At 66.7% G+C, this 25,712-nt stretch carries 24 protein-coding genes and 1 pseudogene; 9 read left to right on the forward strand and 16 right to left on the reverse strand.

The window, feature by feature from the left end; translation table 11 throughout:
- Window positions 1-17: 17 nt before the first annotated feature.
- A complete protein-coding gene (locus tag AC5Y21_RS20685) occupies window positions 18-1,157 on the reverse strand; it encodes an alpha/beta hydrolase (RefSeq protein ID WP_499915073.1) in 1,140 nt (379 codons plus the stop codon).
- 215 nt (window positions 1,158-1,372) lie between these two features.
- Between AC5Y21_RS20685 and AC5Y21_RS20690 the strand changes: the two are divergent.
- Window positions 1,373-1,560: pseudogene (locus tag AC5Y21_RS20690) on the forward strand (aldo/keto reductase); the annotation flags it as partial.
- Window positions 1,560-2,405 (forward strand): aldo/keto reductase, encoded by an 846-nt coding sequence (locus tag AC5Y21_RS20695; protein WP_499915074.1) that lies wholly within the window; start codon window positions 1,560-1,562, stop codon window positions 2,403-2,405. The pseudogene AC5Y21_RS20690 and the gene AC5Y21_RS20695, both read left to right, overlap by 1 nt.
- Before the next feature lie 14 nt (window positions 2,406-2,419).
- On the opposite strand, the gene AC5Y21_RS20700 is transcribed toward AC5Y21_RS20695, so the two are convergent.
- From AC5Y21_RS20700 to AC5Y21_RS20720, 5 genes are read right to left on the reverse strand one after another with little or no spacing between them, the layout of a single operon-like run.
- Window positions 2,420-2,809: a type II toxin-antitoxin system VapC family toxin gene (locus AC5Y21_RS20700; RefSeq protein ID WP_499915075.1), complete on the reverse strand. Its 390-nt coding sequence runs from the start codon at window positions 2,807-2,809 to the stop codon at window positions 2,420-2,422.
- Window positions 2,806-3,030: a FitA-like ribbon-helix-helix domain-containing protein gene (locus AC5Y21_RS20705; protein ID WP_499915076.1), complete on the reverse strand. Its 225-nt coding sequence runs from the start codon at window positions 3,028-3,030 to the stop codon at window positions 2,806-2,808. The genes AC5Y21_RS20700 and AC5Y21_RS20705 overlap by 4 nt, the downstream gene beginning before the upstream one ends.
- Before the next feature lie 52 nt (window positions 3,031-3,082).
- Complete coding sequence (locus AC5Y21_RS20710) at window positions 3,083-3,796, reverse strand: HNH endonuclease family protein (protein WP_499915077.1); 714 nt, start codon at window positions 3,794-3,796, stop codon at window positions 3,083-3,085.
- A gap of 8 nt (window positions 3,797-3,804) precedes the next feature.
- Entirely contained in the window at window positions 3,805-6,024 is a 2,220-nt protein-coding gene (gene recG, locus AC5Y21_RS20715; protein ID WP_499915078.1) for an ATP-dependent DNA helicase RecG, read from the reverse strand.
- A 2-nt stretch (window positions 6,025-6,026) separates the two neighbouring features.
- Window positions 6,027-7,715: a DAK2 domain-containing protein gene (locus tag AC5Y21_RS20720; RefSeq protein ID WP_499915113.1), complete on the reverse strand. Its 1,689-nt coding sequence runs from the start codon at window positions 7,713-7,715 to the stop codon at window positions 6,027-6,029.
- A 235-nt stretch (window positions 7,716-7,950) separates the two neighbouring features.
- On the opposite strand from AC5Y21_RS20720, the gene rpmB reads away from it, so the two are divergent.
- Window positions 7,951-8,145: a 50S ribosomal protein L28 gene (rpmB, locus tag AC5Y21_RS20725; RefSeq protein WP_066930307.1), complete on the forward strand. Its 195-nt coding sequence runs from the start codon at window positions 7,951-7,953 to the stop codon at window positions 8,143-8,145.
- A 109-nt stretch (window positions 8,146-8,254) separates the two neighbouring features.
- On the opposite strand, the gene AC5Y21_RS20730 is transcribed toward rpmB, so the two are convergent.
- On the reverse strand, window positions 8,255-11,110 hold the full coding sequence (locus AC5Y21_RS20730) for an MMPL/RND family transporter (RefSeq protein WP_499915079.1): 2,856 nt from the start codon (window positions 11,108-11,110) through the stop codon (window positions 8,255-8,257).
- The gene (locus AC5Y21_RS20735; RefSeq protein WP_499915080.1) at window positions 11,103-11,483 is read right to left on the reverse strand and encodes a hypothetical protein; all 381 of its coding nucleotides are present in this window, start codon (window positions 11,481-11,483) and stop codon (window positions 11,103-11,105) included. The genes AC5Y21_RS20730 and AC5Y21_RS20735 overlap by 8 nt, the downstream gene beginning before the upstream one ends.
- A 134-nt stretch (window positions 11,484-11,617) precedes the next feature.
- On the opposite strand from AC5Y21_RS20735, the gene AC5Y21_RS20740 reads away from it, so the two are divergent.
- A complete protein-coding gene (locus AC5Y21_RS20740; protein ID WP_499915081.1) occupies window positions 11,618-12,850 on the forward strand; it encodes a sensor histidine kinase in 1,233 nt (410 codons plus the stop codon).
- A gap of 5 nt (window positions 12,851-12,855) precedes the next feature.
- Window positions 12,856-13,521, forward strand: coding sequence for a response regulator transcription factor (locus AC5Y21_RS20745; protein ID WP_499915114.1), 666 nt, complete (start codon window positions 12,856-12,858; stop codon window positions 13,519-13,521).
- Window positions 13,522-13,594: 73 nt separating this feature from the next.
- Here AC5Y21_RS20745 and AC5Y21_RS20750 read toward each other — a convergent pair whose 3' ends face one another.
- The 3 genes from AC5Y21_RS20750 to AC5Y21_RS20760 form a co-directional block, all read right to left on the reverse strand.
- Entirely contained in the window at window positions 13,595-14,278 is a 684-nt protein-coding gene (locus AC5Y21_RS20750; protein ID WP_499915082.1) for a uracil-DNA glycosylase, read from the reverse strand.
- The gene (locus AC5Y21_RS20755) at window positions 14,275-14,565 is read right to left on the reverse strand and encodes a DUF1330 domain-containing protein (RefSeq protein WP_499915083.1); all 291 of its coding nucleotides are present in this window, start codon (window positions 14,563-14,565) and stop codon (window positions 14,275-14,277) included. The genes AC5Y21_RS20750 and AC5Y21_RS20755 overlap by 4 nt, the downstream gene beginning before the upstream one ends.
- Before the next feature lie 114 nt (window positions 14,566-14,679).
- Window positions 14,680-15,642 (reverse strand): thiamine-phosphate kinase, encoded by a 963-nt coding sequence (locus AC5Y21_RS20760; protein WP_499915084.1) that lies wholly within the window; start codon window positions 15,640-15,642, stop codon window positions 14,680-14,682.
- Between the two features lie 104 nt (window positions 15,643-15,746).
- Between AC5Y21_RS20760 and AC5Y21_RS20765 the strand changes: the two genes are divergently transcribed.
- Window positions 15,747-16,298 (forward strand): DUF3515 domain-containing protein, encoded by a 552-nt coding sequence (locus AC5Y21_RS20765; protein ID WP_499915085.1) that lies wholly within the window; start codon window positions 15,747-15,749, stop codon window positions 16,296-16,298.
- 9 nt (window positions 16,299-16,307) lie between these two features.
- Here the strand turns inward: AC5Y21_RS20765 and AC5Y21_RS20770 are convergent, their stop codons facing one another.
- Window positions 16,308-17,462, reverse strand: a complete 1,155-nt coding sequence (locus AC5Y21_RS20770; protein ID WP_499915086.1) for a D-alanine--D-alanine ligase family protein — start codon at window positions 17,460-17,462, stop codon at window positions 16,308-16,310.
- 128 nt (window positions 17,463-17,590) lie between these two features.
- The gene (locus AC5Y21_RS20775) at window positions 17,591-18,607 is read right to left on the reverse strand and encodes an NAD(P)H-dependent glycerol-3-phosphate dehydrogenase (RefSeq protein ID WP_499915087.1); all 1,017 of its coding nucleotides are present in this window, start codon (window positions 18,605-18,607) and stop codon (window positions 17,591-17,593) included.
- 113 nt (window positions 18,608-18,720) lie between these two features.
- Between AC5Y21_RS20775 and cofC the strand changes: the two genes are divergently transcribed.
- The 3 genes from cofC (at window position 18,721) to mutT1 (ending at window position 22,697) form a co-directional block, all read left to right on the forward strand.
- Window positions 18,721-19,371, forward strand: a complete 651-nt coding sequence (cofC, locus tag AC5Y21_RS20780) for a 2-phospho-L-lactate guanylyltransferase (protein WP_499915088.1) — start codon at window positions 18,721-18,723, stop codon at window positions 19,369-19,371.
- A 77-nt stretch (window positions 19,372-19,448) separates the two neighbouring features.
- The gene (locus tag AC5Y21_RS20785) at window positions 19,449-21,644 is read left to right on the forward strand and encodes an RNA degradosome polyphosphate kinase (protein ID WP_499915115.1); all 2,196 of its coding nucleotides are present in this window, start codon (window positions 19,449-19,451) and stop codon (window positions 21,642-21,644) included.
- Between the two features lie 75 nt (window positions 21,645-21,719).
- Window positions 21,720-22,697 carry an 8-oxo-(d)GTP phosphatase MutT1 gene (mutT1, locus tag AC5Y21_RS20790; RefSeq protein WP_499915089.1) on the forward strand — a complete coding sequence of 326 codons (978 nt, stop codon included), beginning with the start codon at window positions 21,720-21,722 and terminating at the stop codon, window positions 22,695-22,697.
- 63 nt (window positions 22,698-22,760) lie between these two features.
- Here mutT1 and AC5Y21_RS20795 read toward each other — a convergent pair whose 3' ends face one another.
- The 3 genes from AC5Y21_RS20795 to leuC form a co-directional block, all read right to left on the reverse strand.
- The gene (locus AC5Y21_RS20795) at window positions 22,761-23,402 is read right to left on the reverse strand and encodes an HU family DNA-binding protein (RefSeq protein ID WP_499915090.1); all 642 of its coding nucleotides are present in this window, start codon (window positions 23,400-23,402) and stop codon (window positions 22,761-22,763) included.
- Window positions 23,403-23,615: 213 nt separating this feature from the next.
- Window positions 23,616-24,212, reverse strand: coding sequence for a 3-isopropylmalate dehydratase small subunit (gene leuD / locus AC5Y21_RS20800; protein ID WP_499915091.1), 597 nt, complete (start codon window positions 24,210-24,212; stop codon window positions 23,616-23,618).
- Between the two features lie 32 nt (window positions 24,213-24,244).
- On the reverse strand, window positions 24,245-25,678 hold the full coding sequence (leuC, locus tag AC5Y21_RS20805) for a 3-isopropylmalate dehydratase large subunit (RefSeq protein ID WP_499915092.1): 1,434 nt from the start codon (window positions 25,676-25,678) through the stop codon (window positions 24,245-24,247).
- Window positions 25,679-25,712 lie beyond the last annotated feature (34 nt).

Raw genomic sequence — 25,712 nt, forward strand, 5'->3', positions numbered from 1 at the left:
CGTACCGGCGGCACACGTCACACCCGGGTCAGGTGCGCACGCAGCGCGGAGATCAGCTCGCTGGTTCCTTCCGCACTGCCGCCGCCGAGTTGAAACAGATTGGCGAAGCCATGCGTCAGCGAACCCAGGTACCGCAGGTCCACCGGAGTCCCGACGGCCCGCAACGCCGCCGCGTAGCTCTCGCCCTCGTCGCGCAAGGGATCGAAACCGGCGACCGCGATCAGCGCCGGCGGCAGCCCGTCCAGCGAGTCGGCCAGTAACGGCGAAAAGCGCGGATCTGCCGGATCGAGATCGGTACCCCTGAGGTATTGAGCATGGAACCAATCCATGTCCCGCTTGGTCAGCAGGAAGCCGGTGGCGAACAGGCTCATGGACCGAGTGTGTGCGGTGAAATCGGTCCTCGGGTACAGCAGCCACTGCAAAACCGGGACGGGCCCGCCCTGTGCAGCGGCCTCGTCACGAGCCAGCAGACACACCACGGCCGCCAGGTTGCCGCCCGCACTGTCTCCGCCGACCGCGACCTGCCCCGGGATGGCACCGAGTTCGGCGGCGTGCTCGTAGGCCCACTTGAACGCCGCATAGGCGTCGTCGACCGCGGCCGGAGCCGGATGCTCGGGCGCCAGTCGGTAGTCGATCGACAGCACATGCACGCCGGCGTCGCGGCAGGTTAACCGGCACAACGCGTCGTGGGTGTCCAGGTCGCCGATTGACCAGCCGCCGCCGTGGTAGAAGACCAGCAGCGGCGCCGGGGCGTCACCGGCGGGACGGTAGTGCCGCGCGCCGATCTCATGGGATTCGCCTGCAGGGCCCGGTATGGACAGTTCGCGCACGTCGACGTGAATCTGGGGGCCCGGAAGCTCCAAAATCGTCTCGCGCATCTGGGCGCGGGAGGCGACCGGGTCGTCGTCGACGGCCAGCCCGTCGATACCGGCCAGCCGCAGACCCGACAACGTCAGTTGAAGCGTGGGGTCGAGCGTGTTGCCGTCGATAATCACCGAACGACCGCCCGACAGCACCCGCTTTGCGGGAGCCGGGATCCACGGAATCACCTTGACGCCGACGGTGGTGACCTTGCCTTGCAATCGGCTCGCCCACCGCAAAGGTGTGCCTTTTGCTCCAAGATTGAGGTCAGGCGCGCCTGGCAGAGTCTTTGTCATGGGCTGATCCCCTGTTCGATCCCGTGGTCACACTGAACGACGGTAATTAGATACCCGTTGTCGGGCCCGATGCTTCCCAGGTCGCACCCTCAGGCACCGAGCAGGTGGCGAATGCCGCGCTGCACGCGGTTATCGACATATCGACGCCGCGGCCCGCGACCAACTGTACGTGGTGCCGAAATTGTCAAGATCCGGCTGGGGCCCGGATGGGTGCGATCACGGCCGTCGCCGAAGAATGCGGCCGACACCTGCGCAGGCGTTGCTTAGGTGGCATATTCAACTCGGTAATATCGTGATCTCCAAGTCGGTGCACCCCTCACGAATTGCGAGCAACTTCGACGTGTTCGGAACCCGGCTTGGCCCCAACCCTCGAACCTTCAATTCCAACAGGCAGGTGAGCTGATGGCGGGCGCCGCTGGCACCTCTATCCCTTCCATATCCCTCAATGACGACAACACCATGCCGGTGCTTGGCCTGGGCGTCGCGGATCTGTCCGACGACGAGACCGAACGCGCGGTGTCGGCTGCGCTGGAGATCGGCTGCCGGCTTATCGACACGGCCGCCGTCTACGGCAACGAAGCCGCGGTCGGCCGCGCCATCGCGGCGTCGGGAATTCCGCGCGCGGAGTTGTTCGTCACCACCAAGTTGGCCACTGCCGACCAGGGTTTCTCCAGTGCTCAAGAGGCCTGCCAGGCCAGCTTGGAGCGGCTCGGCCTCGACTACGTCGACCTGTACCTGATTCACTGGCCGGCACCCTCGCTGGGCAACTATGTGAATTCGTTTGGGGGTCTGATCCAGAGCCACGCGGCCGGGCATGCTCGTTCGATCGGCGTGTCCAACTTCACCGAAGATCATTTGACGACGGTGATCGATCTCGCCTTCTTCACGCCTGCGGTCAACCAGATCGAGCTGCACCCGCTGCTCAACCAGAACGAGATGCGGAAAGCCAACGCGCAGCACAACGTCGTTACGCAGTCGTACACGCCGCTGGTACTCGGCAGGCTGATGGACAACGAGACTGTGACGTCGATTGCTGCCGAATACGGCAAGACGCCCGCGCAGGTATTGCTGCGCTGGAACCTGCAGCTGGGCAACGCAGTCATCTTCCGGTCGGCCACGCCCGAGCACATCGCCGGCAACATCGACGTCTTCGACTTCGAATTGGCATCAGAGCACATGGACGCGATCGACGGTCTGAACGACGGCACCCGGTTGCGCCCCGATCCGGAGACCTACGAGGGCGCTTAGCAGCGCCGTATTGATCAGCCGATCAGCTGCAACTCCGCGTTGTGGCCATGGGATTGGGCCAGTCGGCCGTCGCAGGTGATGAGCGGCGCGGCGAGGCCTTCGGCAAGGGCGACATACACGCCGTCGGCCACCGTGTGCGTACTGCGCAACTCGTAGGCGCGCTGCATGAACGCCGCCGTGTGCCAACGTCGGACGGGCAAGCTCCGGAAATCGGCGACAGCGACAAGCCCTTCATGATCGGTGATCACTCGTCTCACCACGGCCCCCCGTATCGCCCCAACCACCTGAACGTCGAGGTGGGCGGGAGCATGGACCGTTTCACCCCGTAACCGCGATGCCACCGCCGCTCCTCGATGCGTCGCAAGGACGAGCTCGACTGCTGCCGAAGCATCGAGCACGATCACTTTGATCGAGCTTCGTCCACCAATTCAGCCGCGCTCACGAGTAGTTCGCGCCGAGGCGTGGCGGCGAGGCGATCCAGCACCTCGTCGAGGACTGGTTCGGCGGCGAAATCGGCTAATCGTGCCAGTAAAAAGTCGCTGAGGGTCATCCGCTGCGCCGCTGCCCGGGCCTTTAGTTCGTGCACTAGCTGATCGGGCACATTCCGGATCTGGATCGCTGACATGAATCCAGCATAGTCAGCATGCAGTGAGCATGCATCTCGGTCTTGCTACGGGTCAGCCGGGCGGGCAGGTGGCAGCGGCCTGACGCAGCACGTCGGCTGAAGCCTCTTCCACCGGCAACTGGTAGCCGCGCAGCACGGCGATGAACTGCATGGCGTACTGACACCCGAACGCAAGATTCGGCGGCATCCATCGAGCCGGCGGCGAATCGCCCTTGTCCTGGTTGGCCTGGCCCTGCACGGCCAGCAGGTTGGCCGGATCGTTGGCGAAACGCAGCCGCTGGGGTCCCGGCCAGGCATAGGCGCCCATGTCCCAGGCGTAGGCGAGCGGGACGATGTGGTCGATCTGCACCGATTCGCCGACCTTGGCGCCGCGCTGGAACATCACCGTGATGTTGGTATACGGATCGTGCAGTACGCCGGTGGCCACTGCGTCCGGGCACCGCTTGGTGATCACGTACGTCTTGTCGACCAAATCGCGGTTGAGGATGTCGTCGCGGGTATCGCAGCCGTTGTGCCCGCCCGGGGCGTCGTTGTCGTCGTCCCACGCTTCGCCATAGGCCGACCTGCGGTAGTCGTAGCGGTGCTGCCGCTGCGGCAGCACGGTGATTCCGGCGAGCACGTCGGTACCGGGCTGCACCGTCGGGACATCGGCGCGCGCCGCGAACTCCTTGTCGTGCCTGGCCGCCGACGATCCAAGCGTCTGATAGGCCACCACCAGTGCGAGCACCGCGATTGCCGACAACCACAGCAGTACTTTGCGGTTCATGACGTGCCTCATGCCTTGTCCAGATACTCGATGCGGTCAGGTTTCTCGAATCGTGCCGCAAGCACGGACAATCCGGAGTTCGGATTCGCGTCTTCATAGGCCGCCGTGCAGAAGTCGCGGGCGGCCAGGATGACTTCCAGGTGATCGGTCAGCGATAACAACCGCAAGACAATTTGCTTGCCGGATTGGTTGCGGCCCAGTACATCTCCCTCGCGGCGTTCCTTGAGGTCCAGGTCGGCGAGGGCAAACCCGTCCAGGGTGTCGGCGACCGCGCACAGCCTGCGGGCCGCCGGCGATCCGGGCGAGACCCAGCTGGCCAGCAGACACAGGCTCGGGTGCTCGCCACGGCCGATGCGGCCGCGCAGCTGATGCAATTGGCTGACTCCGAAGCGGTCAGCGTCCATCACCAACATGACCGTCGCGTTGGGGACGTCGACGCCCACCTCGATCACCGTGGTGCACACCAGCACGTCGAGCTCGCCGGCACGGAACGCCGCCATCGCTGCGGCCTTGTCGTCGGCGGGCAACCGGCCGTGCATGAGTCCCAGCCGCAGGTTGGCCAGCTGACCGGACCGCAATCGGGCGAACAACCCTTCGGCGGTCTCCGAAGGCCTCAAGCCGGACTGGGCGCTTCCGGGTTCGTCGGTCTCGTCGATCCTGGGTGCGACGACGTAAGCCTGACGTCCCGCGGCGACCTCTTCGTTGATGCGGTGCCAGGCCCGGTCGAGCCACGCGGGCTTGTCCTTGACGAAGATCGTCTTGGTGGTGATGGGCTGGCGTCCGCGCGGGAGTTCGCGCAGCGTCGCGGTTTCCAGGTCCCCGTAATAGGTAAGTGCCACCGTGCGCGGTATCGGTGTGGCCGTCATCACCAGCAGGTGCGGGGTAATGCCCGCCCGCGCTTTGGCGCGCAATCGGTCTCGCTGCTCCACACCGAACCGGTGCTGCTCGTCGACGACCACCATGCCCAGGTTGTGGAATTCCACCGCGTCCTGCAACAGCGCGTGGGTGCCGATGACGATGTCGACCTGACCGGCGGCGATCTCGGCCCGCAGGTACTTCTTCTGGCCGGCCGTCATCGAGCCGCTGAGCAACGCCACCCGGGCCGCATTTTCAGCGCCGCCCAGCTGGCCGCCCATGGCCAACGGGCCGAGGACGTCGCTGATCGACAGGAGATGTTGCGCGGCAAGAACTTCCGTCGGCGCCAGTAGAGCGCACTGGTAGCCCGCATCGACCATCTGCAGCATCGCCAGCACCGCGACGATCGTCTTGCCCGATCCGACTTCACCTTGCAGCAGACGGTTCATCGGGCGGATCGCCGCAAGCTCCCCGGACAGCACGTCGAGCACTTCTCGCTGCCCCGCTGTCAACTCGAACGGCAACCGCCGCAACAGTTCTGCCGCCATACCGTCCGACCGCCGCGGCGCCTCCGGCCCTGATTCGGAGAGTTCGCCGTGCCGACGTGCTATCAACGCCCACTGCAGGGCGACGGCCTCGTCGAAGGTCAGCCGCTCGCGGGCGCGCCGGCGCACCGCGGCGCTCTCGGCGAGATGGATCGCGCGCAGTGCCTCGTCTTCGGACATCAGGTGATGCTGGGCGCGCAGGTCCGCAGGCAACGGATCGTCGACCGGATCGAGGATATCGAGCACTTGGCGCACGCACCGGTAGATTTCCCAGCTCTGCAGTTTGGCGCTGGCCGGGTAGATCGGGAAGAAGCGACGTTCGAAGTCCTCGATCGCGAACTCGCCCCTGCTTCTCTCCGAGGCGACGGCGATGTTCTTCAGCGAACTGGTGCCGCGGTGTTTTCCGTCCGGCGAGTCGAGGATGAGGAACGCGGGGTGGGTGAGTTGCATGACGCCCTTGAAGAACCCGACTTCCCCGGAGAGCATCACCTTGGTGTCCTTGGTGAGTTCCTTGCTGATGAAACCCGCGTTGAAGAACGTGGCGGTCACCTTGTTGCGGCCGGAGCCGACGGTGATACGCAGGAATTTCCGCCGCGGGTTCTTGTTCATCGGTTTCGTCACCGCGTCGGTGATGACGTCGACGATGGTGATGTGTTCACCGGCTTCCGGCCGTTCGTCATCGGCACCTCGCACCGCCGCACCCTCGACGTAGCTGCGCGGGTAGTGGCGCAGCAGGTCGTCGACGGTCCGGATGCCGAACACCTCGTCGAGCGGGTCGGCGGCGTTGGCGCCGATGAGGTAATGCAGCCGATCGCCCAGTGACACCATGGCTACTCGACCCCGATCAGCAGCGCGTCACCGCGATGGCCGGTGCAGTAGGTCAGCAGCTCGGTCCCCGGATGATTGTCGTGCACGTGCTTTTGCAGAATGTCGACCAGGACCTCGACGCCGTCGGCGCCCTCTTGTCCGTTCACGTCGGCGCCGACCAGCACCGTGGCCAGCTCGCCACCGGAAGCCAAAAGCAGGTCGAGCAGACCGGCCGCAGCCGTCGCGACGTCGGCCGCGACAATCAGCACCTCGTCACCCGCGATGCCCAGGCCGTCACCAGGTTGACAGCTGCCCGCCCAGGTCAGCGCCGTCTCGGTCGCGACGCGTACCGAGCCGTGCCGGGCGGCACCCGCCGCGCGGGCCATGGTGTAGCCGTCGTCAACCGCCTGCCGGCCCGGATCGTGCACGGCCAGCGCGGCCAGCCCCTGCACCATCGACCCCGTCGGGATCGGTACCACGTCCACACCCCAGCCGATGGCCGCGGTGCAGCCGGCTACCAGCTCCCCCGCCGCCACATAGCCATTGGGCAGCACCATGACCTGCGCCGCACCGGTGTCCACCACGGCCCGGACCAGCTGATGGGCGCTGATATCGGTGGCCGGGTCGACGGCGTCGGAGCCAGGTCGCAGCACGCAGGCGCCCTCGTCAGCGAACAAGTTGGCCGCACCGTCGCCGTCGACGACGGCCAGCACCGCCCGTTCCCGCGTCCAGCCACCCGCGGGCACCCCGTTGACGCCGGAACTCAGGGCCGAAATCACGATGCGGCTCAGCTGCCCGGCCGCCAATCCGGCTTCGACGGCCGCGCCCGCGTCATCGGTGTGCACGTGCACCGAATAAGCGCCGCCGGTGGCCTGTGAAGAAGAAGCCGCGGCGGCAATGGCCACGGATTCACCCAGGTCCGCCAGGCGGTCGCGCAGTGCGTCGGCGGTTGCGGCGTCACAACCGTCCAGCAGGTACATGACCTCGAACTGCGGTGCGGGCCGCGCCACGGCCTCCCCGGCCTCCGCGGCCTGCGCGCGCGGCGACGGCTCGTACACGTCGCGGGCGGGTGCCTGGCCGGTGATCGTCGTGCGCAGCGCGTCCAGCAAGACCAGGAGGCCACGCCCGCCGGCGTCCACCGCGCCCGCATCGGCGAGCACGTCCAGCTGCTCGGTGGTCTTCTCCAGCGCCACGACCGCCGCATTGCCGGCGGCGGTGACCGCCCGGGCCAGGCCCGTTCCGTCTGTGCCGCACTCCTCGACGGCCCTGGCGGCGGCCCGCAACACCGACACGATGGTCCCCGGCACCTCTTGGCCGCCCATCGACGCGATGACCAGTTCGACGCCGCGCCGCAGCGCCGCCCCAAGCATGGCCGCGTCGATGTCGGGCAGCTCACCGCCACGGTCCGCGGCCGCCGTCGCCGTGACGTCGGCGATGCCGCGCAGGATCTGGGACAGAATGACCCCGGAGTTGCCGCGGGCGCCGTTGAGCGCGCCGGTGGACAGGGCGGCCGCGACCCGGGTGACGTCGCCGTGGCCGCCCTCTGAGCCCGCATTGGCCTCGGCCAGCGCGGAACGCATGGTGAACAGCAGGTTGGCGCCCGTGTCGGCGTCAGCGACCGGGAAGACGTTGAGCCGGTTGATCTCGTCGATATGGGTGATCAGGTCGCTGACGGCGGTATGCGCCCAGTCACGCAGCGCGGATGCGTCCAGCGGACGATCTTGTCCGGCGCAACTGCCCACTGCTGACCTCCCTTCCTACGCTCCAGCCCAGCGCATTGAGCCTAACCAGCGACCCCGACAGCACAGGCCATGACGCATCTGCGGCGGTGGATCGTTTTGGTGGTTGCGCCCGGCCCCGGCTATCCTGGGACGGCCCGGCAGGTCCGGGCTGTCCCGGCAGAGCTTGTCCGATATTGCCGGACCCCAGAGATTTGAGGAGCTCAGAATGGCCGCTGTGTGCGATATCTGCGGGAAAGGCCCCGGCTTCGGCAAGTCGGTGTCGCACTCCCACCGCCGCACCAGCCGCCGGTGGGACCCCAACGTTCAGACCGTGCACGTCGTGACGCGGCCCGGCGGCAACAAGAAGCGGCTCAACGTCTGCACATCCTGCATCAAGGCCGGCAAGGTCGTCCGCGGCTGACCTATCGGCCGTCACACCGCGACCGACACCCGCGACACTGCAACCACACACAAGACACGCCGGGGCGGGTCTGCGTATTTTCAGTCTCGCGACGACGAGTTCGCTTCGGTCAACGGCTGGCTGTACCGGCAGCGTCGAGCAAGGCTGCTGGCTCAGTATGGCTAAGCGGTTCGGCCCGCGCCGTACGTTTCACCGTCACGCGACGCGGCCACCAGAACCACCGGCCCAGCAGCGCCACGATGGACGGCACGACCAGCGCCCGCACCACGAGGGTGTCGATCAACAGACCGACCGCGATGGTGGTGCCGACTTGGGCGATGCTGAGCACGCTACTGGCCAGCAGCGCCAGCATGGTGATCCCGAAGACGATGCCCGCGGTGGTGACCACGCCGCCCGTCCCGCCGAAGGCACGAATGATGCCCGTCTTCAGGCCCGCCTCCGCTTCCTGTTTGATCCGCAGCGCCAACAGCAGGTTGTAGTCCGCGCCGACGGCGATCAACGCAATGAAGGCGATCGGCGCCACCGCCCAGTGCAGCGGCTGATGTAACAGGTACTGCCAGATCAGCACGTTGGCCCCCAGCGCCGACGCGTAGGACGCGACGACGGTACCCACGACAACCAATCCGGCAACCGGGCTGCGCAGCATCGTCATGACGATCAGGAAAATCAGTACCAGCGCCGCTCCCACCAGCAGTGCCGTGTCGCGGGCGACGGAGCGCTGCAGGTCGGCTGTCGCGGGTCCGACGCCGGCCAGGTCGACTCCCGTCGGGGTCAGTGTCCCCTCCTTGGTGGCCTCCTTGATCGCGACGCGCACCTGCTCTGCCCGTTTGGCGCCGTCACTTCCCCACTCGTCACCATCGCCGTAGACAAGCAGATAGGTGGCACGTCCGTTCGCGGAAACCAGGTTGTGCAGCACGGCGATGTAGCGCGGGTCAGAGAGCGCTCGCTGCGGCAGGTAGAAGCCCGAGGCGGCGCTGCCCTGGAACTGTGCGTCGATCTCGGTGAGGTAGTCGGTCAGCTGGCGCAGCTGCGGCCCGATGGTGTCATTGAGCCCCAGCAAGTCGTGGGTGGCCGAACGTGCTTGCGCCAGTGCGGCGTTCATCGATGCGACGGCCTGCGGCATGCCCGCCAGCGCCTGGGCGGCCGTGTTCGACCCGCCGGTGAGCTTGGCGGCGCCGTCACCGAGGCGCGTCGAGGTCTGCAGCAGACCGTCGACGGGTTCCAGTACCCGATTGACCGTTTCGCACAACGGATTCGCGGCGCAGTCCGGAGTCCGGGTGACAAAGTCCCGCAGTGGGTCCAGGTAGCTCGACACCGTGGTGACCGTGCGCTGCACCCCGTCGAGACCGCTGCGCATATCGGTTGCGGCTGCGGACATGTCGGCCAGTCCCACGCTGCCGCCGCGCAGGCCGCTGCCGAGTTGGTTTACCGCCGCCTGGGTTTGCGCCAACGCGCTGTCCAGTTCGGAGATCCGGCTCAGCCGTTGGGTCAACGAGTCGACCGCCTCGCCGAACTGACGACCGAGCGTCCCGGCTTGGTAGCTCAGCGTCGCCTGTTCGGGCACCCTACCGTCCGGGCGGCTCGCCGACTGCACCAACCGCACACCCGGAACAGCCATGATCTGGCGGGTGATCCGCTCGATCGCGATAAGCCCTGCCGGGTTGCGCAGGTCGTGGTCGGCCTCAATCGTGATGACGTCGGGCAGCAGTGTGTTGGCCGCGAAGTGCCGATCGGTGGCCGCATAGCCACGGCTGGATTCGGCGTCAGAAGGTGTGGCCGCCGGCTCATTCCAGCCGACCCGAAGCCCCGCCAGTGGCAGCGCCACCAGCAGAATAAGCGCGCCGGCGGTGATCAGGACCGGCCCCGGCCACCGCGCCACCGCGGCTCCGACGCGCCGCCAGCGCCGCGCCGTCTTCGATGGTCGCGGTTCGAGCATTCCGCGTTGCGCCGCCAGTCCCATAAGCGCGGGCGTCAGCGTCAACGCCGCCGCCATTGTCACGAGAATTCCCACGGCGCAGGGTATTCCGGCGCTACGAAACATCCCCACCTCGGCGAAGCCCAGGCAGGCCAGCGCCACCGACACCGTCAGTGCCGATCCGATGATCACGGGTGCGACGGCGCGGTAGGCGTCGCTCAACGCCTGCGCCGGCACCACACCGCGGCGCCGGCCCTCCTGGTAGCGGCCGACGAGAAAGATCGCGTAGTCGGTGCCCGCACCCAGCGTCATCGCCGCCATCAGCGCCACCGAGAACAGCGACACCTCAACCGTGCCGGACAACCCAAGTGCCGCAACGACGGAACGCGCTACGGCCAGGGCCAGACCGACCGATAGCAGCGGGACCGCAGCGGCGATCGGCGACCGGTACACCACCAGCAGCAGCATCAGGATCAGGGCGACCGTTGCCGCGGTGATCGACAGCATCTGCCGGTCGATGGCGGCGAATTCGTCGACGATCGTGGCGCCGGGTCCGGTGACACGAGCTTGCAGACCCGCCGGTGGCGACAGCGCGGTGACGGTATTGCGCACGAAATTCACCGAATCGCGCGCTTGGGAGGTGCCGAGCATGCCGGCGAGCCGGACCATGACGCTGACCGCATGCCCGTCGCGACTCTGAGCACCGGCGGCGGTCGCGGGCTGCGACCACAGGTCCGTCACCGAATACACATGACGGCGATCGGATTCCAGCGCGGCCGTCAGCGCGTCGTAGAACTTGCGGTCTTGCGATGTCAGCGGTGCGTTTCGTTCCAGCACCACGAAAATGAAGTTGTTGCTCGGAGTTTGGCCGAACAGCTGGGCGGCGCGGTTGGCGGCGATCGAGCTGGGCGCGTGGGGAGGCATGAAGGACCGGGAGTGCGAGTCGACGACTCGCTCCAGTTGCGGCACAGCCAGATTGCCGACGGCCGCCGCGAGAACCCAGAGGCCGATGACCAGGATCGCATATCGCCGTGTCTTCTGGTCACGCAACGGTCAGCCGATCGCTCGTCGATCCGTCGAAGAGACCCACGACCCGGTGGTCGACGTGAGATAGCGCACGCAGCCGCAGTGATCGTCGGGAAGCTGCGTCCAACAGCGCGCGCAGTCCGGGATTCGCGACGGCCAGCTCGGCCATCGCCTCTTTGTCCGTAAGGCCGTCGTACTCCGCCTGATCCAGCCTCGCGTACAGCATCGTCAGCCAACGCTGTCGCAGCGAGAGCAGCAGCCCCTCCTCGTCGCCGAACAGCCGGGACACCTCGGATGCCTTGTCGGCCAAATCAAGCGCCGCATCTGGGTCGATCTCGGCGGCCTGGATCATTTCGGCCATGAAGGCCATGCGCTCGTGCAGAAGTTTCCATGTCATAGCCGAAACGTTAGGAATGCGGACCGCTGCCGCGCGTCGTGCCGAGGTTCGGTCTTTGTCTCCTACCACGGTATGAGGCCGATATGGACCCCAGCATGATGTGGACGGGCACGCGGCTCTTTTAGGATTGGACGATGTTGCGTGCCGCGACGGGCTATCTGCGAGAGAGGCTGCGCCAACGGGGTGAGCGGATCCCGGTCGGGATCACCTGGCCGTTCGTGATCATCACCGACGGCCTTTTGCTGTTCGGCGGGGCGATCGCGGTACTGCAACGACCTTCGTCGGATCTGCCCGCCGTCCTGCTCGCGTCCGCGATCGCGGTGTCTCCGCTGCTGGCGTTCTTCTTCTTCAACATGAAGTTCCGCCCCGCGTTGATGTGGGTCACCTGGTCGACGGCCACGGCGGTGATGCTGTTCGCCACATCAACCCCTATACGCGCCGATTTCGCGCCGGCGCTGCTGGTGCTGATGGTCGGCGTCGTAGGTACGTTGACCTCCGGTGTCGGCGGGTTCCTGGCCGCGGTGTCGGCAACCGCGCTGCTGCTCACCGCCGCTGGGCTGCACCGGCTGGATGTGGTGGCGCTGTATCTGTTGTTCGTCGCGGGCGGCTGGCTGATCGGCTACCTGATGCACACCCAACGGATGCTGCTGGCCGAACAGATCCAGGCGCAGGAAGCGTTAGCCGAGCATGCCGCGGCCGATGAGCGACGGCGTATCGCGCGCGAAGTGCACGACGTGATCGCCCACTCGCTTTCCGTCACACTGCTGCACATGACCGGCGCGCGGCGGGCGCTACAGCAGGATCGCGACGTCGACGACGCCATCGAGGCGCTGGAGCAGGCCGAGCGGCTCGGCCGCCAGGCGATGGCCGACATTCGCCGTACCGTCGGCCTACTGGACTCGGGGCCCTCGAACGGCTTAAGGAAAGCCGCGCAGACCGCACCCGAACCCGGCATCGACGACATCGGTGTTCTTGTCGAGGATTTCGCACGGGCAGGCCTGGCCGTCGCGCTGCGCATCGACGGCCCCACCAGCCGCGTCTCGGCCGCGGTCGGCCTCGCCCTGTACCGGATCACCCAGGAGTCGTTGGCCAACATCGCCAAGCACGCACCCGATTCCAGATCTGCAGTGGTGCTGGATATTTCGACGGCATCAGCGAAGCTCGCCATCAACAATCAGCTCCCGGCCACCGTTGCGGCCGCCGACTCCCCGGAGGGTCGCGGGCTGCGCGGCATGCGCCAGCGCGTCGAGCTGCTCGGCGGGGCCATCGAGGCCGGGCCGAGTCATGACGGGTGGTCGGTGAACGCCGAAATACCGCTGGAGGAGGGCAACACCGGATGGCGCCCCTGGTGGTGTCATTCGACATGACCCGCATGACCGAGGAAACGCCTGATATCGCCGTGCTGCTCGTCGACGACCAGGACCTGGTGCGCTCCGGGCTGCGCCGAATCCTGCGCCGCAAAGACGGTTTCACCATCGTCGCCGAATGCGCCGACGGCGACGAGGTGCCTGACGCCGTTGCCCGGCACCAACCCGATGTCGTGGTGATGGACCTGCGAATGCGGCGAGTCGACGGCATCGAGGCGACGCGGAGGCTGGGTGGGACGCCGCCGGTGCTGGCACTGACGACGTTCAACGAGGACGAGCTGCTCTCCGGCGCGCTGCGCGCGGGGGCGGCGGGCTTTGTGCTCAAGGACTCTTCTGCCGAGGAGCTGATCCGCGCGGTTCGGGCCGTCGCGCGCGGCGACAGCTACCTGGACCCCGCGGTGACCTCACGCGTGCTCAGCACCTACCGCAAGGCGGTCCACACCCCGCTGGAAAAGCACGGAAACGACATCGCCGGGCTGACCGCCCGCGAGCTGGACGTACTCACCCTGATCGGAAAAGGCCTCTCCAACAACGAGATCGCAGACGAACTGTGCATCTCGGGGGTCACCGTTAAGAGCCACATCGGCCGGATCTTCGTAAAGCTGGACCTGCGCGATCGCGCCGCGGCGATCGTCTACGCCTACGACAACGGCGTCGTCGCCCCGCGCTAACCCGCCGCGAGCAGACGCAAAAGCACCCGACACGCCGTGCGTGCGGGTGCTTTTGCGTCTGCTCGGCACAGATTCAGGGCAGGCGCCAGTCGATAGGGTCCGCACCCATCCCTGCGAGCAGCTCGTTGGCACGACTGAACGGACGCGACCCGAAAAACCCGCGCGACGCCGACAACGGCGACGGGTGCGGCGACTCGATGGCGACGCACTTGCCCGCGGCCAACATGGGCTTGAGCGTCGACGCGTCACGCCCCCACAAAATCGCCACCATCGGCTCTGCGCGCGCGGCCAGCGCCCGGATCGCGCACTCGGTGACCGCTTCCCAGCCCTTGCCCCGATGCGACGCCGGATTGCTGGGGCGCACCGTGAGCACCCTGTTCAACAGCAGCACACCGCGCTGCGCCCAGGGCGTCAGGTCCCCGCACATCGGCTGGGGGTAGCCCAGGTCGGCGCTGTACTCGTCGAAGATGTTGGCCAGACTGCGGGGCAGCGGCCGCACCTCGGGAGCAACCGAGAAGCTAAGGCCCACAGCATGTCCCGGAGTCGGGTAGGGGTCTTGCCCGACGATCAGCACCCGGACTTGGTCGAACGGGAAAGTGAAGGCGCGCAAAACGTTCGGGCCCGCCGGCAGATATCTGCGCCCGGCCGCCAGCTCGTCCCGCAGAAACTGCCCCATCTGGGCGACCTGGCCGGCGGCCGGCTCGAGTGCCGCCGCCCAGCCGGGTTCGACGAGTTCACTCAGCGGCCGCGCGGTCACTGCAAACCCTTGACCAGCAGCACCACCGTGTCGGCGCCCGCGTGGCGATCCTTCGAGATGTCCTGGTACTCCGCCGATTGCGCCCAGCCGTCGAACGCGGCCTCGTCGGGAAACGACATCACCACCACCTTCTCGCGGTCCCACTGACCCTCGATGACCTGAGGCGACTCGTCGGCCGCCAGCAGTGTTCCCGGGTGACGACGGAAGACTTCCATGAACTTCGCCTGGTACCGGTCGTAAGCTGCCCGGTCAGTGAATCTCAGCTGCGCGATCGCGTAGACGGTCACGGGCCCACCCTAAGCCACCCCGATGTCGGGGTTTTCGCCCGCGAGCGTGCGTGTCTGTACAGCGACACTCCGTGTGGACTGGCATTCTGCGCACGCTCGGGATCTCGCTACCCCTTAAAAGGACTGCCAGCCCGCATGCCCTCCCCACACCTCGCCGTCGACGAGGACCCGGGCCGGACCGTCGAGCACGCGTCCGATGACACGCCACCCGTCAGGCGCCGAACTGCCGAAACAGGCCACCAGGGCGTGGTCTTCGCCGCCACCCAGCACCCATCCCCACGGGTCCGCGCCCACCACCTCAGCCGCCGCTGCCAGTGCGTCGCGGTCTGCCGCCAGCGCCGCCGCGGACAGGTCGATGCCTACTCCGGAAGCCTCGGCGACATGCCGCAGGTCGCCAATCAGACCGTCGGACACGTCGATCATCGCCTCGGCTCCGGCGGTGGCGGCCACCGCTCCCTGGCCGTAGGGCGGTTGCGGCACCAGGTGGCGTTGCCGCAGATCGTCGAACTGTTCAATCCCGTTGCGCCACAACGCATAACCGGCAGCCGAACGGCCCAGCTCGCCGGTGACGGCAAGCAACGACCCGGCTTTCGCCCCGGACCGCAGCACCGGCGCGCGGCCGTCGAGCTCGCCCAGGACGGTCACTGACAGCACCCACTGCGGGCAGCTGACCAGATCACCGCCCACGATGCCGGCGCCGATCCGCTCCGCCTCGTCCCACATCCCGTCGGCCAGCGCATCCACCTGCGCCGCCGGCGTGTCGCCCGGCGCCCCGAAGCCCACCACGAACGCGGTGGCCCGTCCGCCTATCGCCTCGATGTCGGCGGCATTCTGCGCGATCGCCTTGCGGCCGACGTCGTGAGGTGTCGACCAGTCCAGCCGAAAGTGCCGATCCTGCACCAGCACATCGGTCGACACGACGGCACGCCCGTCGTTGGCAGCAACCACCGCCGCGTCGTCGCCGGGACCCAGCAGCACCGCGTCGGGTTGTCGGCGGCCCCGCGTCAACCGCTGGATCACGGCGAACTCACCGAGCTGCTGCAGCGTCGAAGACTCCCGTGCTGTGTCGTCGCGCACGCCACCTCCACGCCCCCGACCTCGGGTAAGTTGGATGCCCGCCCGCCCGGGCAGACGGCGCCAGTGTATGAGAGTCCGAGGTAGCCACGCAGGTGACAGGCCCGATGACACCGCATACCGATTCAGACGGTCCGCCACGCGCGCTGATCATCGCCGCGGTGTTGCTGGGCGTGACGGCGATCGGCGTCATCCTGGTCATCGCCGCGCGCCGTGAGGCACCACCACAGCCCGTTGCCCTTCCCGGCGTCGTCGCGCCGCAGGCCTCCGCTCCCGCATGTAAAGCCGTGACGGCTGCGCTGCCGCAGCGGCTCGGGCGCTTTGAGCGCGCGACCTTGGCGCAACCTGCACCCGAAGGGGCCGCGGCTTGGCGGGCCGGCCCGGACAGCGAGCCGGTTGTGCTGCGCTGCGGGCTGGACCGTCCGGCCGACTTCGTGGTGGGTTCCCCAATCCAGGTGGTCGACCGGGTGCAGTGGTTCCAGGTGAAAGCGCAGCCGGAAGCCGACGCGAGTAGATCCACCTGGTACACGGTGGATCGGCCGGTGTACCTGGCGTTGACGCTGCCGTCGGGCTCCGGACCAACGCCGATCCAGGAGCTCTCCGACGTGATCGATCACACCGTCGGCGCGGTCCCTATCGACCCGGCGCCCGCGCGTTAGCGACCCAAATTACCGCAGTCCCACGCCGCGAGCCAGCGCCGTTTCCACCATGGTGGTCAACAGCGTTGGGTAGTCGACACCGCTGGCCGCCCACATCCGCGGGTACATCGAGATGGTGGTGAAGCCGGGCATCGTGTTGATCTCGTTGATCACCGGTCCCTCGTCGGTGAGGAAGAAATCCACCCGGGCCAGGCCCTGGCAGTCGATCGCCCGAAACGCCCGTACCGCCAACTGCCGCACCGCGTCGGCAACGTCATCGTCGACCTTGGCGGGCACGTCCAATTCGGCTGCCTCGTCCAGATATTTGGTCGCGAAGTCGTAGAACGCGTCCTCGCGTCCACGCACCCCGGCCACCCGGATCTCGCCCAGCGTGCTGGCTTCCACTGTGCCGTCCGGCATTTCGAGAACGCCGCACTCCAGCTCGCGGCCGCTGATTGCCGCTTCGACGATCACTTTCGGGTCATGGCGACGAGCGCCGGCAATCGCGGCGGGCAGCTGATCCCAGCTCGACACCCGGCTCACGCCGATCGACGAGCCACCCCGGGCGGGTTTGACGAAGACCGGCAAGCCCAGCCGCTCGCACTCCTCGGGATGCAGCGTCGGCCGCGACGGGCGCAACACCACATGCGGACCAACCGGAAGCCCATCGGCGACCAGCAGCTTCTTGGTGAATTCTTTGTCCATGCCCGCGGCGCTGGCCAGCACACCAGCGCCGACGTAGGGCACACCGGCCAGCTCGAGCAGCCCCTGGATGGTGCCGTCCTCGCCGTAGGGCCCGTGCAGCACCGGGAAGACCACGTCGACCGACGTCAGCACCTCGCCTGCCGTTTGACCGGCGGCGGCCGGCGTCGACGTCAACGACACCAACTGACCACTGCGGCGGGGATCGGCTGGCAGCGCCAGCTCGGTGCCCGACTCGGAGGTCACAGCGGGCAGCTCCCGGTTGGTGATGGCCAGCGCACTCGGGTTGCCGTCGGTGAGCACCCAGGAACCTTCCGGGGTGATGCCCACCGCGATCACGTCGAAGCGCTCCGGGTCGAGATTGCGCAGAATGCTGCCCGCGGACACACACGAAATGGCGTGCTCGTTGCTGCGACCGCCGAACACGACAGCCACGCGCACGCGCCGGTCGCGCGACGTCGGGGGCGTCTCGGATGCGGTCACAACCTACAGAGGCTACCGGGTAGGGCGCTACCGGGGGTTTTTGCCGTTAACTGTGCGCTCGTGGCGCGCCTACTCGCGCTTGTCCGCCCCGGCCACGGAAGCGATGCGCTGAACGCCCCACCAGTTGCTCATTCGGGCTTTGTGCTGCGCCCCAGCAGTAGCGCCACCGCCTCGTCGACCGACAGCCCCTTGTGGCAGACCCGGTGCACGGCGTCGGTAAGTGGCATCTCGACGTCGTAGCTGGACGCCAGCGCGAGCACCGACTGAGACGACGTCACCCCCTCGACGACATGCCCGTCCCCGCCATTGGGGCGAGCTTGCAACGCCTCCTGCACATTCTCACGCCGGCCCAGGCGTTCGCCCAGCGAACGGTTGCGTGAATACGGGGAGGTGCACGTGGCTACCAGGTCGCCGACTCCGGCCAGTCCGGCCAAGGTCGCGCCCTTGGCCCCGAGCGCTATGCCGAGCCGCATGATCTCCGCCAGGCCCCGGGTGATGATCGCGGCCGCGGTGTTCTCGCCGAGGCCGACGCCGGCCGCCATCCCGCACGCCAGTGCGATGACGTTCTTGCACGCCCCGCCGATCTCGGTGCCGACGACGTCGGCGTTGGTGTACGGCCGGAAGTACCCGCTGTTCAGCATGCGTTGCACGGCGACCGCCCGACCGGAGTCGCTGCACGCGACGACGGTGGCGGCGGGCTGGCGCTGGGCGATCTCGGTGGCCAGGTTCGGTCCGGAGATCACCGCGACCTGACTCGGGTCCACATCGGTCACCGAAACGATGACCTGACTCATCCGCATCAGCGTGTCCAACTCGATGCCCTTGGCCAGACTGACCAGGGTCGCGCCATGCGGCAACAGCCGAGCCCACTGCTCGAGATTGCTGCGCATCGTCTGCGCGGGCACGCCCAGCAACACCGTCGTCGCGCCGTGCAGCGCCTCCTCGGCGTCAGTGGTGGCACGGATGCTCGCTGGCAGCAGCGCGCCGGGCAGGTAGCCGGGGTTGTATCGGGTGGTGTTGATCTGCTCGGCGACCTCAGGGCGGCGCGCCCACAGGATGACCTGGGTCTCTGGCCCGCCGGCCTCAGCCAGCACCCGGGCCAGCGCGGTGCCCCACGCACCGGCGCCCATCACCGCAACGGCCATACACGCTCCCGGGTCTCGTCGCCGGTCGTCACGCTGGCGTGACGCTCCGCTGTCTGGATCACGCTAGCGTGACACTCGCGGGGGACGAACGGCGCCGCTGGCAGGATGACCTCATGAGCGGCACACAGGCCGATGGTGCAAGCGATATCGCGTTGATCATCGCCGTCAAGCGATTGGCCGCCGCCAAGACGAGGCTGGCACCGGTGTTCTCGGCGCGTACCCGGGAGAACGTGGTGCTGGCAATGTTGATCGACACGCTGACCGCGGCCTCACGCGTTCGATCACTGCGCTCGATCACCGTCGTCACGCCCGACGAAGCCGCGGCGGCCGCCGCAGCCGACCTCGGCGCCGAGGTGCTGACCGACCCGACGCCCGAGGGGCATCGCGACCCGCTCAACCACGCCATCGCCGCCGCGGAAGGCGCGGTCTCCGGCTCGTCTGCCAATTTCGTTGTGCTGCAAGGTGATCTGCCCGCCCTACAGACGCAGGAGCTGCACGAGGCGATCGCGGCGGCACGCCACCACCGGCGCAGCTTCGTCGCCGACCGGCTGGGCACCGGCACCTCGGCGCTCTGCGCGTTCGGCACCGCACTCGATCCGCAGTTCGGGCCGGATTCGTCGGCGCGGCATCGCCGTTCGGGCGCCATCGAGCTCACCGGCGCCTGGCCCGGACTGCGATGTGACGTCGACACACCCGCCGACCTCGCGGCCGCCCGCCGGCTCGGCGTCGGGCCCGCAACCGCGCGCGCCGTCGCACAGCATTGACCGTCCGGCACCTGGCCAGCCGGTGAACGGCAAACAACGTCCGATGGATGTCGTTCGACCGCTGGCCGCACCGATGGGTGATGAGCAATGATCGCAGGGTGACTGAAATCGAAGCTGAGGTGCGGCCCGACGAGAGCCTGTGGTCGCCCGGCGACTCGGCCCTGGCAGCACCACCGGCCGCCACTCCCGCGGCGATCACCGACCAACTGCCAGAAGACCGCTACCTCAACCGCGAACTGAGCTGGCTGGACTTCAACGCGCGGGTGCTCGCGCTGGCCGACGACAACTCACTGCCGTTGCTCGAGCGAGCGAAGTTCCTGGCGATCTTCGCGTCCAATCTCGACGAGTTCTACATGGTCCGGGTGGCCGGCCTGAAACGCCGCGACCAGATGGGTCTATCGGTGCGGTCCGCCGACGGTCTGACCCCGCGTGAGCAATTGCGCCGCATCGGTGAACAGACACAGCACATCGCCAGCCGGCACGCGCGGGTCTTCCTGGATTCGGTGCTGCCGGCGCTCGGCGAGGAGGGCATCTCGATCGTCACGTGGGAGGATCTGGATCCGGCTGAGCGCGACCAATTGTCGACGTATTTCAACGAGCAGGTCTTCCCGGTCCTGACACCGCTTGCGGTCGACCCCGCCCACCCCTTCCCGTTTGTGAGCGGGCTGAGCCTGAACCTGGCAATCACCGTCAGGCAACCCGACGACGGCGGCCAGCACTTCGCCCGGGTCAAGGTGCCCGACAACGTCGATCGCTTCGTCGAGTTGGAGGCCCGGGATAGCGCTGATGACGGCGAGGATCGAGTCGAAGTGCGATTCCTGCCGATGGAGGAATTGATCGCGGCCTTCCTCCCGGTGCTGTTTCCAGGCATGGAGATTGTCGAGCATCACGCCTTTCGCATTACCCGCAACGCCGATTTCGAGGTCGAGGAGGACCGCGACGAAGACCTGCTGCAGGCGCTGGAGCGGGAATTGGCGCGACGCCGGTTCGGCTCGCCAGTGCGAATCGAGGTCGCCGACGACATGACCGAGAGCATGCTCGAGTTACTGCTGCGCGAGCTCGACGTGGATCCCGGGGATGTCATCGAAGTGCCCGGACTGCTGGACTTGTCGTCGTTGTGGCAGATCTACGGCCTGGACCGGCCGGCCCTCAAAGACCGGACGTTCATTCCCGCCACCCATCCCGCCTTCGCCGAAGGCGAAACACCCAAGAGCATCTTCGCGACGCTGCGCGAAGGCGATGTGCTGGTTCACCATCCGTATGACTCGTTCTCCACCAGCGTGCAGCGATTCATCGAGCAGGCCGCCCTCGATCCCAACGTGCTGGCGATCAAACAGACGCTATACCGCACCTCCGGTGACTCGCCGATTGTCAGAGCGCTCATCGACGCCGCGGAAGCCGGAAAACAAGTCGTGGCACTGGTCGAGATCAAGGCGCGCTTCGACGAACAGGCCAATATCCGTTGGGCGCGTGAGCTCGAGCAGGCGGGCGTGCACGTCGTATACGGATTCGTCGGACTCAAAACACATTGCAAGACGTGCCTGGTGGTGCGCCGCGAGGGACCGACGATCCGGCGCTACTGCCACATCGGGACCGGCAACTACAACGGCAAGACCGCTCGGCTGTACGAGGACGTCGGTTTGCTGACGGCCGCGCCCGACATCGGTGCCGACCTGACCGACTTGTTCAATTCGCTGACGGGCTATTCGCGTAAGTTGGCTTACCGCAATCTTTTGGTAGCCCCGCAAGGCATTCGCACGGGCATCATCGAACGTGTCGAGCAGGAGGTTGCCGCGCACCGGGCAAACGGCAAGGGGCGGATTCGGCTGAAGATGAACGCGCTTGTCGACGAACAGGTTATCGACGCACTGTATCGCGCATCGCAGGAAGGTGTGCGGGTCGAGATCGTGGTGCGCGGCATCTGCGCACTGCGCCCCGGCACCGAAGGCTTTTCCGAGAACATTGTCGTCCGCTCGATTCTTGGCCGCTTCCTGGAACACTCGCGAATCATCCACTTCAATGCCATCGACGAGTTCTGGATCGGGAGCGCCGACATGATGCACCGCAATCTGGACCGTCGGGTCGAGGTGATGGCGCAAGTCAAAGACCCGAGACTCACCGCCCAACTGGACGAGTTGTTCGAGTCGGCGTTGGACCCCGCCACCCGGTGCTGGGAGCTCGGGTCCGACGGACAGTGGACCGCCGCGCCGCAGGAAGGCGAGAACGTGCGCGACCACCAGGTATCGCTGATGGAGCGACACCGCAGCCCCTGACACCGCCGTTATCAGGCCATATCGCCACATCCAAGAGCACATTGCCCTTGCCCGAATTGACCTGCAGGAGTTGAGGTGTCGCCCCAGAACTCGTCCAGCCGCCGGCGCTCGGGGAATCGGATCGTCTGCGCCGCGGGCGCGGTGTTGTGGCGACCCGCGCCGACCAAATCGGCCAAGAACACCGCCAAGACCGCCAAGGAAGCCACTGAAATCGCGGTGATCCACCGGCCCCGATACGACGACTGGTCGCTGCCCAAGGGCAAAGTGGACCCCGGCGAGACGTCTGCGGTGGCCGCGGCGCGCGAGATATTCGAGGAGACCGGTCACCGTGCCGTACTTGGCCGGCGGCTGACCACGGTGACTTATCCGATCGCCTCACCCGCTGGAGGCGTCAAGAAGGTGTGCTACTGGGCGGCGCGCAGCACCGGCGGGAACTTCGTCCCCGGTAACGAGGTCGACGAGTTGGTCTGGCTGCCGTTCGCCGATGCGATGAAGAAGCTCGACTATCCGCAGGATCGAAAGGTCTTGCGCCGGTTTGGCAAACAACCGGTCGACACGCATACCGTGCTGGTGGTCCGGCATGGAACAGCGGGCAGCAAAGCACGCTACAAAGGCGATGACACTAAACGACCGCTGGACAAGAAGGGACGTGCACAGGCCGAGGCGCTGGTTGCGCAGCTGCTGGCGTTTGGCGCCACCGACGCCTTTGCGGCCGACCGGGTGCGCTGCCACCAGACGCTGGAACCCCTCGCCGCCGAACTGGGTGTGCCTATCGAAAACGAGCCGAGCCTTACCGAGGAGGCTTACGCCAAGAACCCCAAACGCGCCCGAAACCGGATGCTGCAGATCGCCGAACGGTCGGGCACACCGGTGATCTGCTCGCAGGGCAAGGTGATTCCGGACCTGATCGCGTGGTGGTGTGAGCGCGACGGGATACGTGCCGACAAATCCCGCAACCACAAGGGCAGTACCTGGGTGCTGTCACTGGCCGCGGGCCGCCTGGTGTCAGCCGACCACATCGGCGGTGCACTGGGCGTGAAGGAGCCGACCTAACACGCAGATACCCTTCGGGGGCGCTTGCCACCCGAAGGGTATCTGTGCCTGAGACTTACTGCGTTACTTGCGGCCCCGCCGTGCGGTCGCCTTCTTGGCAGGTGCCTTGCTGGCCGACCTCTTTGCCGCAGCCTTCTTGGCCGGAGCCTTGCTCGCCGTCTTCCGGGCCGTCGACTTGCTGGCGGCCTTCTTAGCCGGAGCCTTGCTGGCCTTCTTGGCCGGTGCCTTGCTCGCGGCCTTCTTGGCCGGAGCCTTGCTTGCAGCCTTCCGGGCCGTGGACTTCGCGGCCTTCTTGGCCGGAGCCTTGCTTGCAGCCTTCCGGGCCGTGGACTTCGCGGCCTTCCTGGCCGGCGCCTTCTTGGCGGTCTTCTTGGCTGCGCTTGTTGCGACGCCACGCTTCACAGCAGGTCCTTCCGACGGAAGTTTTTGTGCCCCAGAGACAACCGCTTTGAATTGAGCACCCGGCCGGAACGCCGGGACGGAAGTCGGCTTCACTTTCACCGTCTCGCCGGTACGGGGATTGCGGGCAACCCGCGCCGCGCGGCGCCGCTGCTCGAACACACCGAACCCGGTAATGGTGACGCTGTCACCCTTGTGCACCGCACGCACAATGGTGTCGACGACATTCTCGACGGCGGCGGTCGCCTGCCGACGGTCCGAGCCCAATTTCTGTGTGAGCACATCTATGAGCTCTGCTTTGTTCATCCAAAACCCTCCAAGCCAGTGGTCCTCGTTTCGGAACCGACTAGCAGACACGGTAAACCCTTACCCACTTGATTTCCAAGAGCCACGCGCAATTTCAGGCACCAGCAATCAGAATTTTCGCAATCCGGTTGCCGCCCTTGATCGGTGGCGCAGCCGAGAAATCGGCCCGGTGTGGTCGCCGCGGCGGAGGCGAATTCGCCGCTCTCCGAGGAGTCAGGAGGTGGGCAAAGTGCGCGGTTTCCAGTCCGGGTAAGTCGCCTCGAATGCCTCGATCTCGTCGAGTTTCCGCAGCGTAAGGGCTATATCGTCAAGTCCTTCGAGCAGTCGCCACGCGGTGTGATCGTCAATCTTGAACGGCAGCACCGCTGTTCCCGCGGTGATATTTCGATCTTGAAGATTGGCAGTGATTTCCAATCCCGGACTCTGCTCGATGAGCTTCCAAAGTAGTTCGACACCCTCTTGAGAAACTTCGGCAGCCAACAGACCCGACTTGCCCGCGTTGCCCCGGAAAATGTCACCGAATCGAGATGAGATGACGACCCGGAACCCGTAGTCCATGAGCGCCCACACCGCATGCTCACGCGACGACCCGGTGCCGAAATCGGGTCCAGCGACTAAGACCGAGCCCTTGTCAAAAGGGCTGAGGTTTAGCACGAATGACGGATCCGATCGCCAGGTGGCGAACAAGCCGTCGTCGAAACCGGTTCGGGTTACGCGCTTCAGAAAGACCGCAGGGATGATCTGGTCGGTGTCGACGTTGGACCGCCGCAGCGGCACGCCGATCCCGGTGTGGGTGTGAAAGGCTTCCATATTGGTTTCGTCCTCTGGGTCTGTCGGGTAGTTCAGTTCAAGTCGGCCGGCGCGGACAGTGTGCCGCGAACCGCGGTGGCGGCGGCGACAGCCGGGGACACCAGGTGTGTCCGGCCTCCCTTGCCCTGCCGCCCTTCGAAATTGCGGTTGGACGTGGCGGCACACCGCTCCCCGGGTGCAAGTTGATCGGGGTTCATCCCCAGGCACATTGAGCATCCCGCCTGCCGCCATTCGGCACCTGCGGCGGTGAAAACCTCACCCAGCCCTTCGGCTTCGGCCTGCGCGCGCACCCGCATCGAACCCGGCACCACCAGCATCCGCACCCCTGGCGCCACCTGGTTGCCGCGCAATATGTCGGCCACCACCCGCAGATCTTCAATGCGACCGTTGGTGCAGGATCCGACGAACACGGCGTCGACCGCGATATCGCGCATCGCCGTTCCAGGTCGAAGGTCCATGTATGCCAATGCTTTCTCGGCGGCCTGACGCGCGGCGTCGTCGGCCATCAGCTCGGGATCCGGCACGGCCGCGGCCAACGGCACGCCCTGGCCGGGGTTGGTGCCCCAGGTGACGAAGGGGCTCAACGAGGTGGCATCGAGATAGACCTCGGTGTCGAAGACGGCTCCGGCGTCGGTGCGCAACTGCTCCCAGTACGCGACGGCGGTGTCCCACTGCGCACCCGTCGGAGCGTGCGGGCGGCCGCGCAGGAACTCGTAGGTGGTCTGGTCGGGAGCAACCATGCCGGCACGGGCGCCGGCTTCGATGCTCATGTTGCAGACCGTCATCCGCCCTTCCATGGACAGCGATTCGATGGCGCTGCCCCGATATTCGATGACATGACCCTGTCCGCCGCCGGTACCGATCTTGGCGATCAACGCCAAAATGATGTCCTTGGCCGTCACGCCGTCGGGCAGCTGGCCATCGACATTGACCGACATGGTTTTGAACGGGCGCAGCGGCAGCGTCTGGGTGGCGAGCACGTGCTCAACCTCCGAGGTTCCGATACCCATCGCCAGCGCGCCGAATGCGCCATGGGTAGAGGTGTGACTGTCGCCACAAACGACCGTCATGCCCGGTTGGGTGAGACCCAGTTGCGGTCCCACGACATGCACGATGCCCTGCTCGATATCACCCATCGGATATAGCCGGACACCGAATTCCGCGCAGTTCCGGCGCAATGTCTCCACCTGGGTTCGCGACACCAGGTCGGCGATCGGCTTGTCGATGTCGATGGTGGGCACGTTGTGATCCTCGGTGGCCAGCGTCAGGTCGGGCCGGCGGACCGGGCGGCCCGCCAGGCGCAGGCCGTCGAACGCCTGCGGACTGGTCACCTCGTGCACCAGATGCAAATCGATGTAGATCAAGTCGGGCGCTGTGCCCTTCTGTAAATCCTTGCCTCCTACCACAACGTGGTCGTCCCAGACCTTCTCGGCCAGCGTGCGCGGCTTGCCGGTAGTGGATTCCATCTCGAAGTCGCCTCTGTTCGGTCTTTCGCGGCTC

The organism is Mycobacterium sp. NGS41, assembly GCF_059812725.1.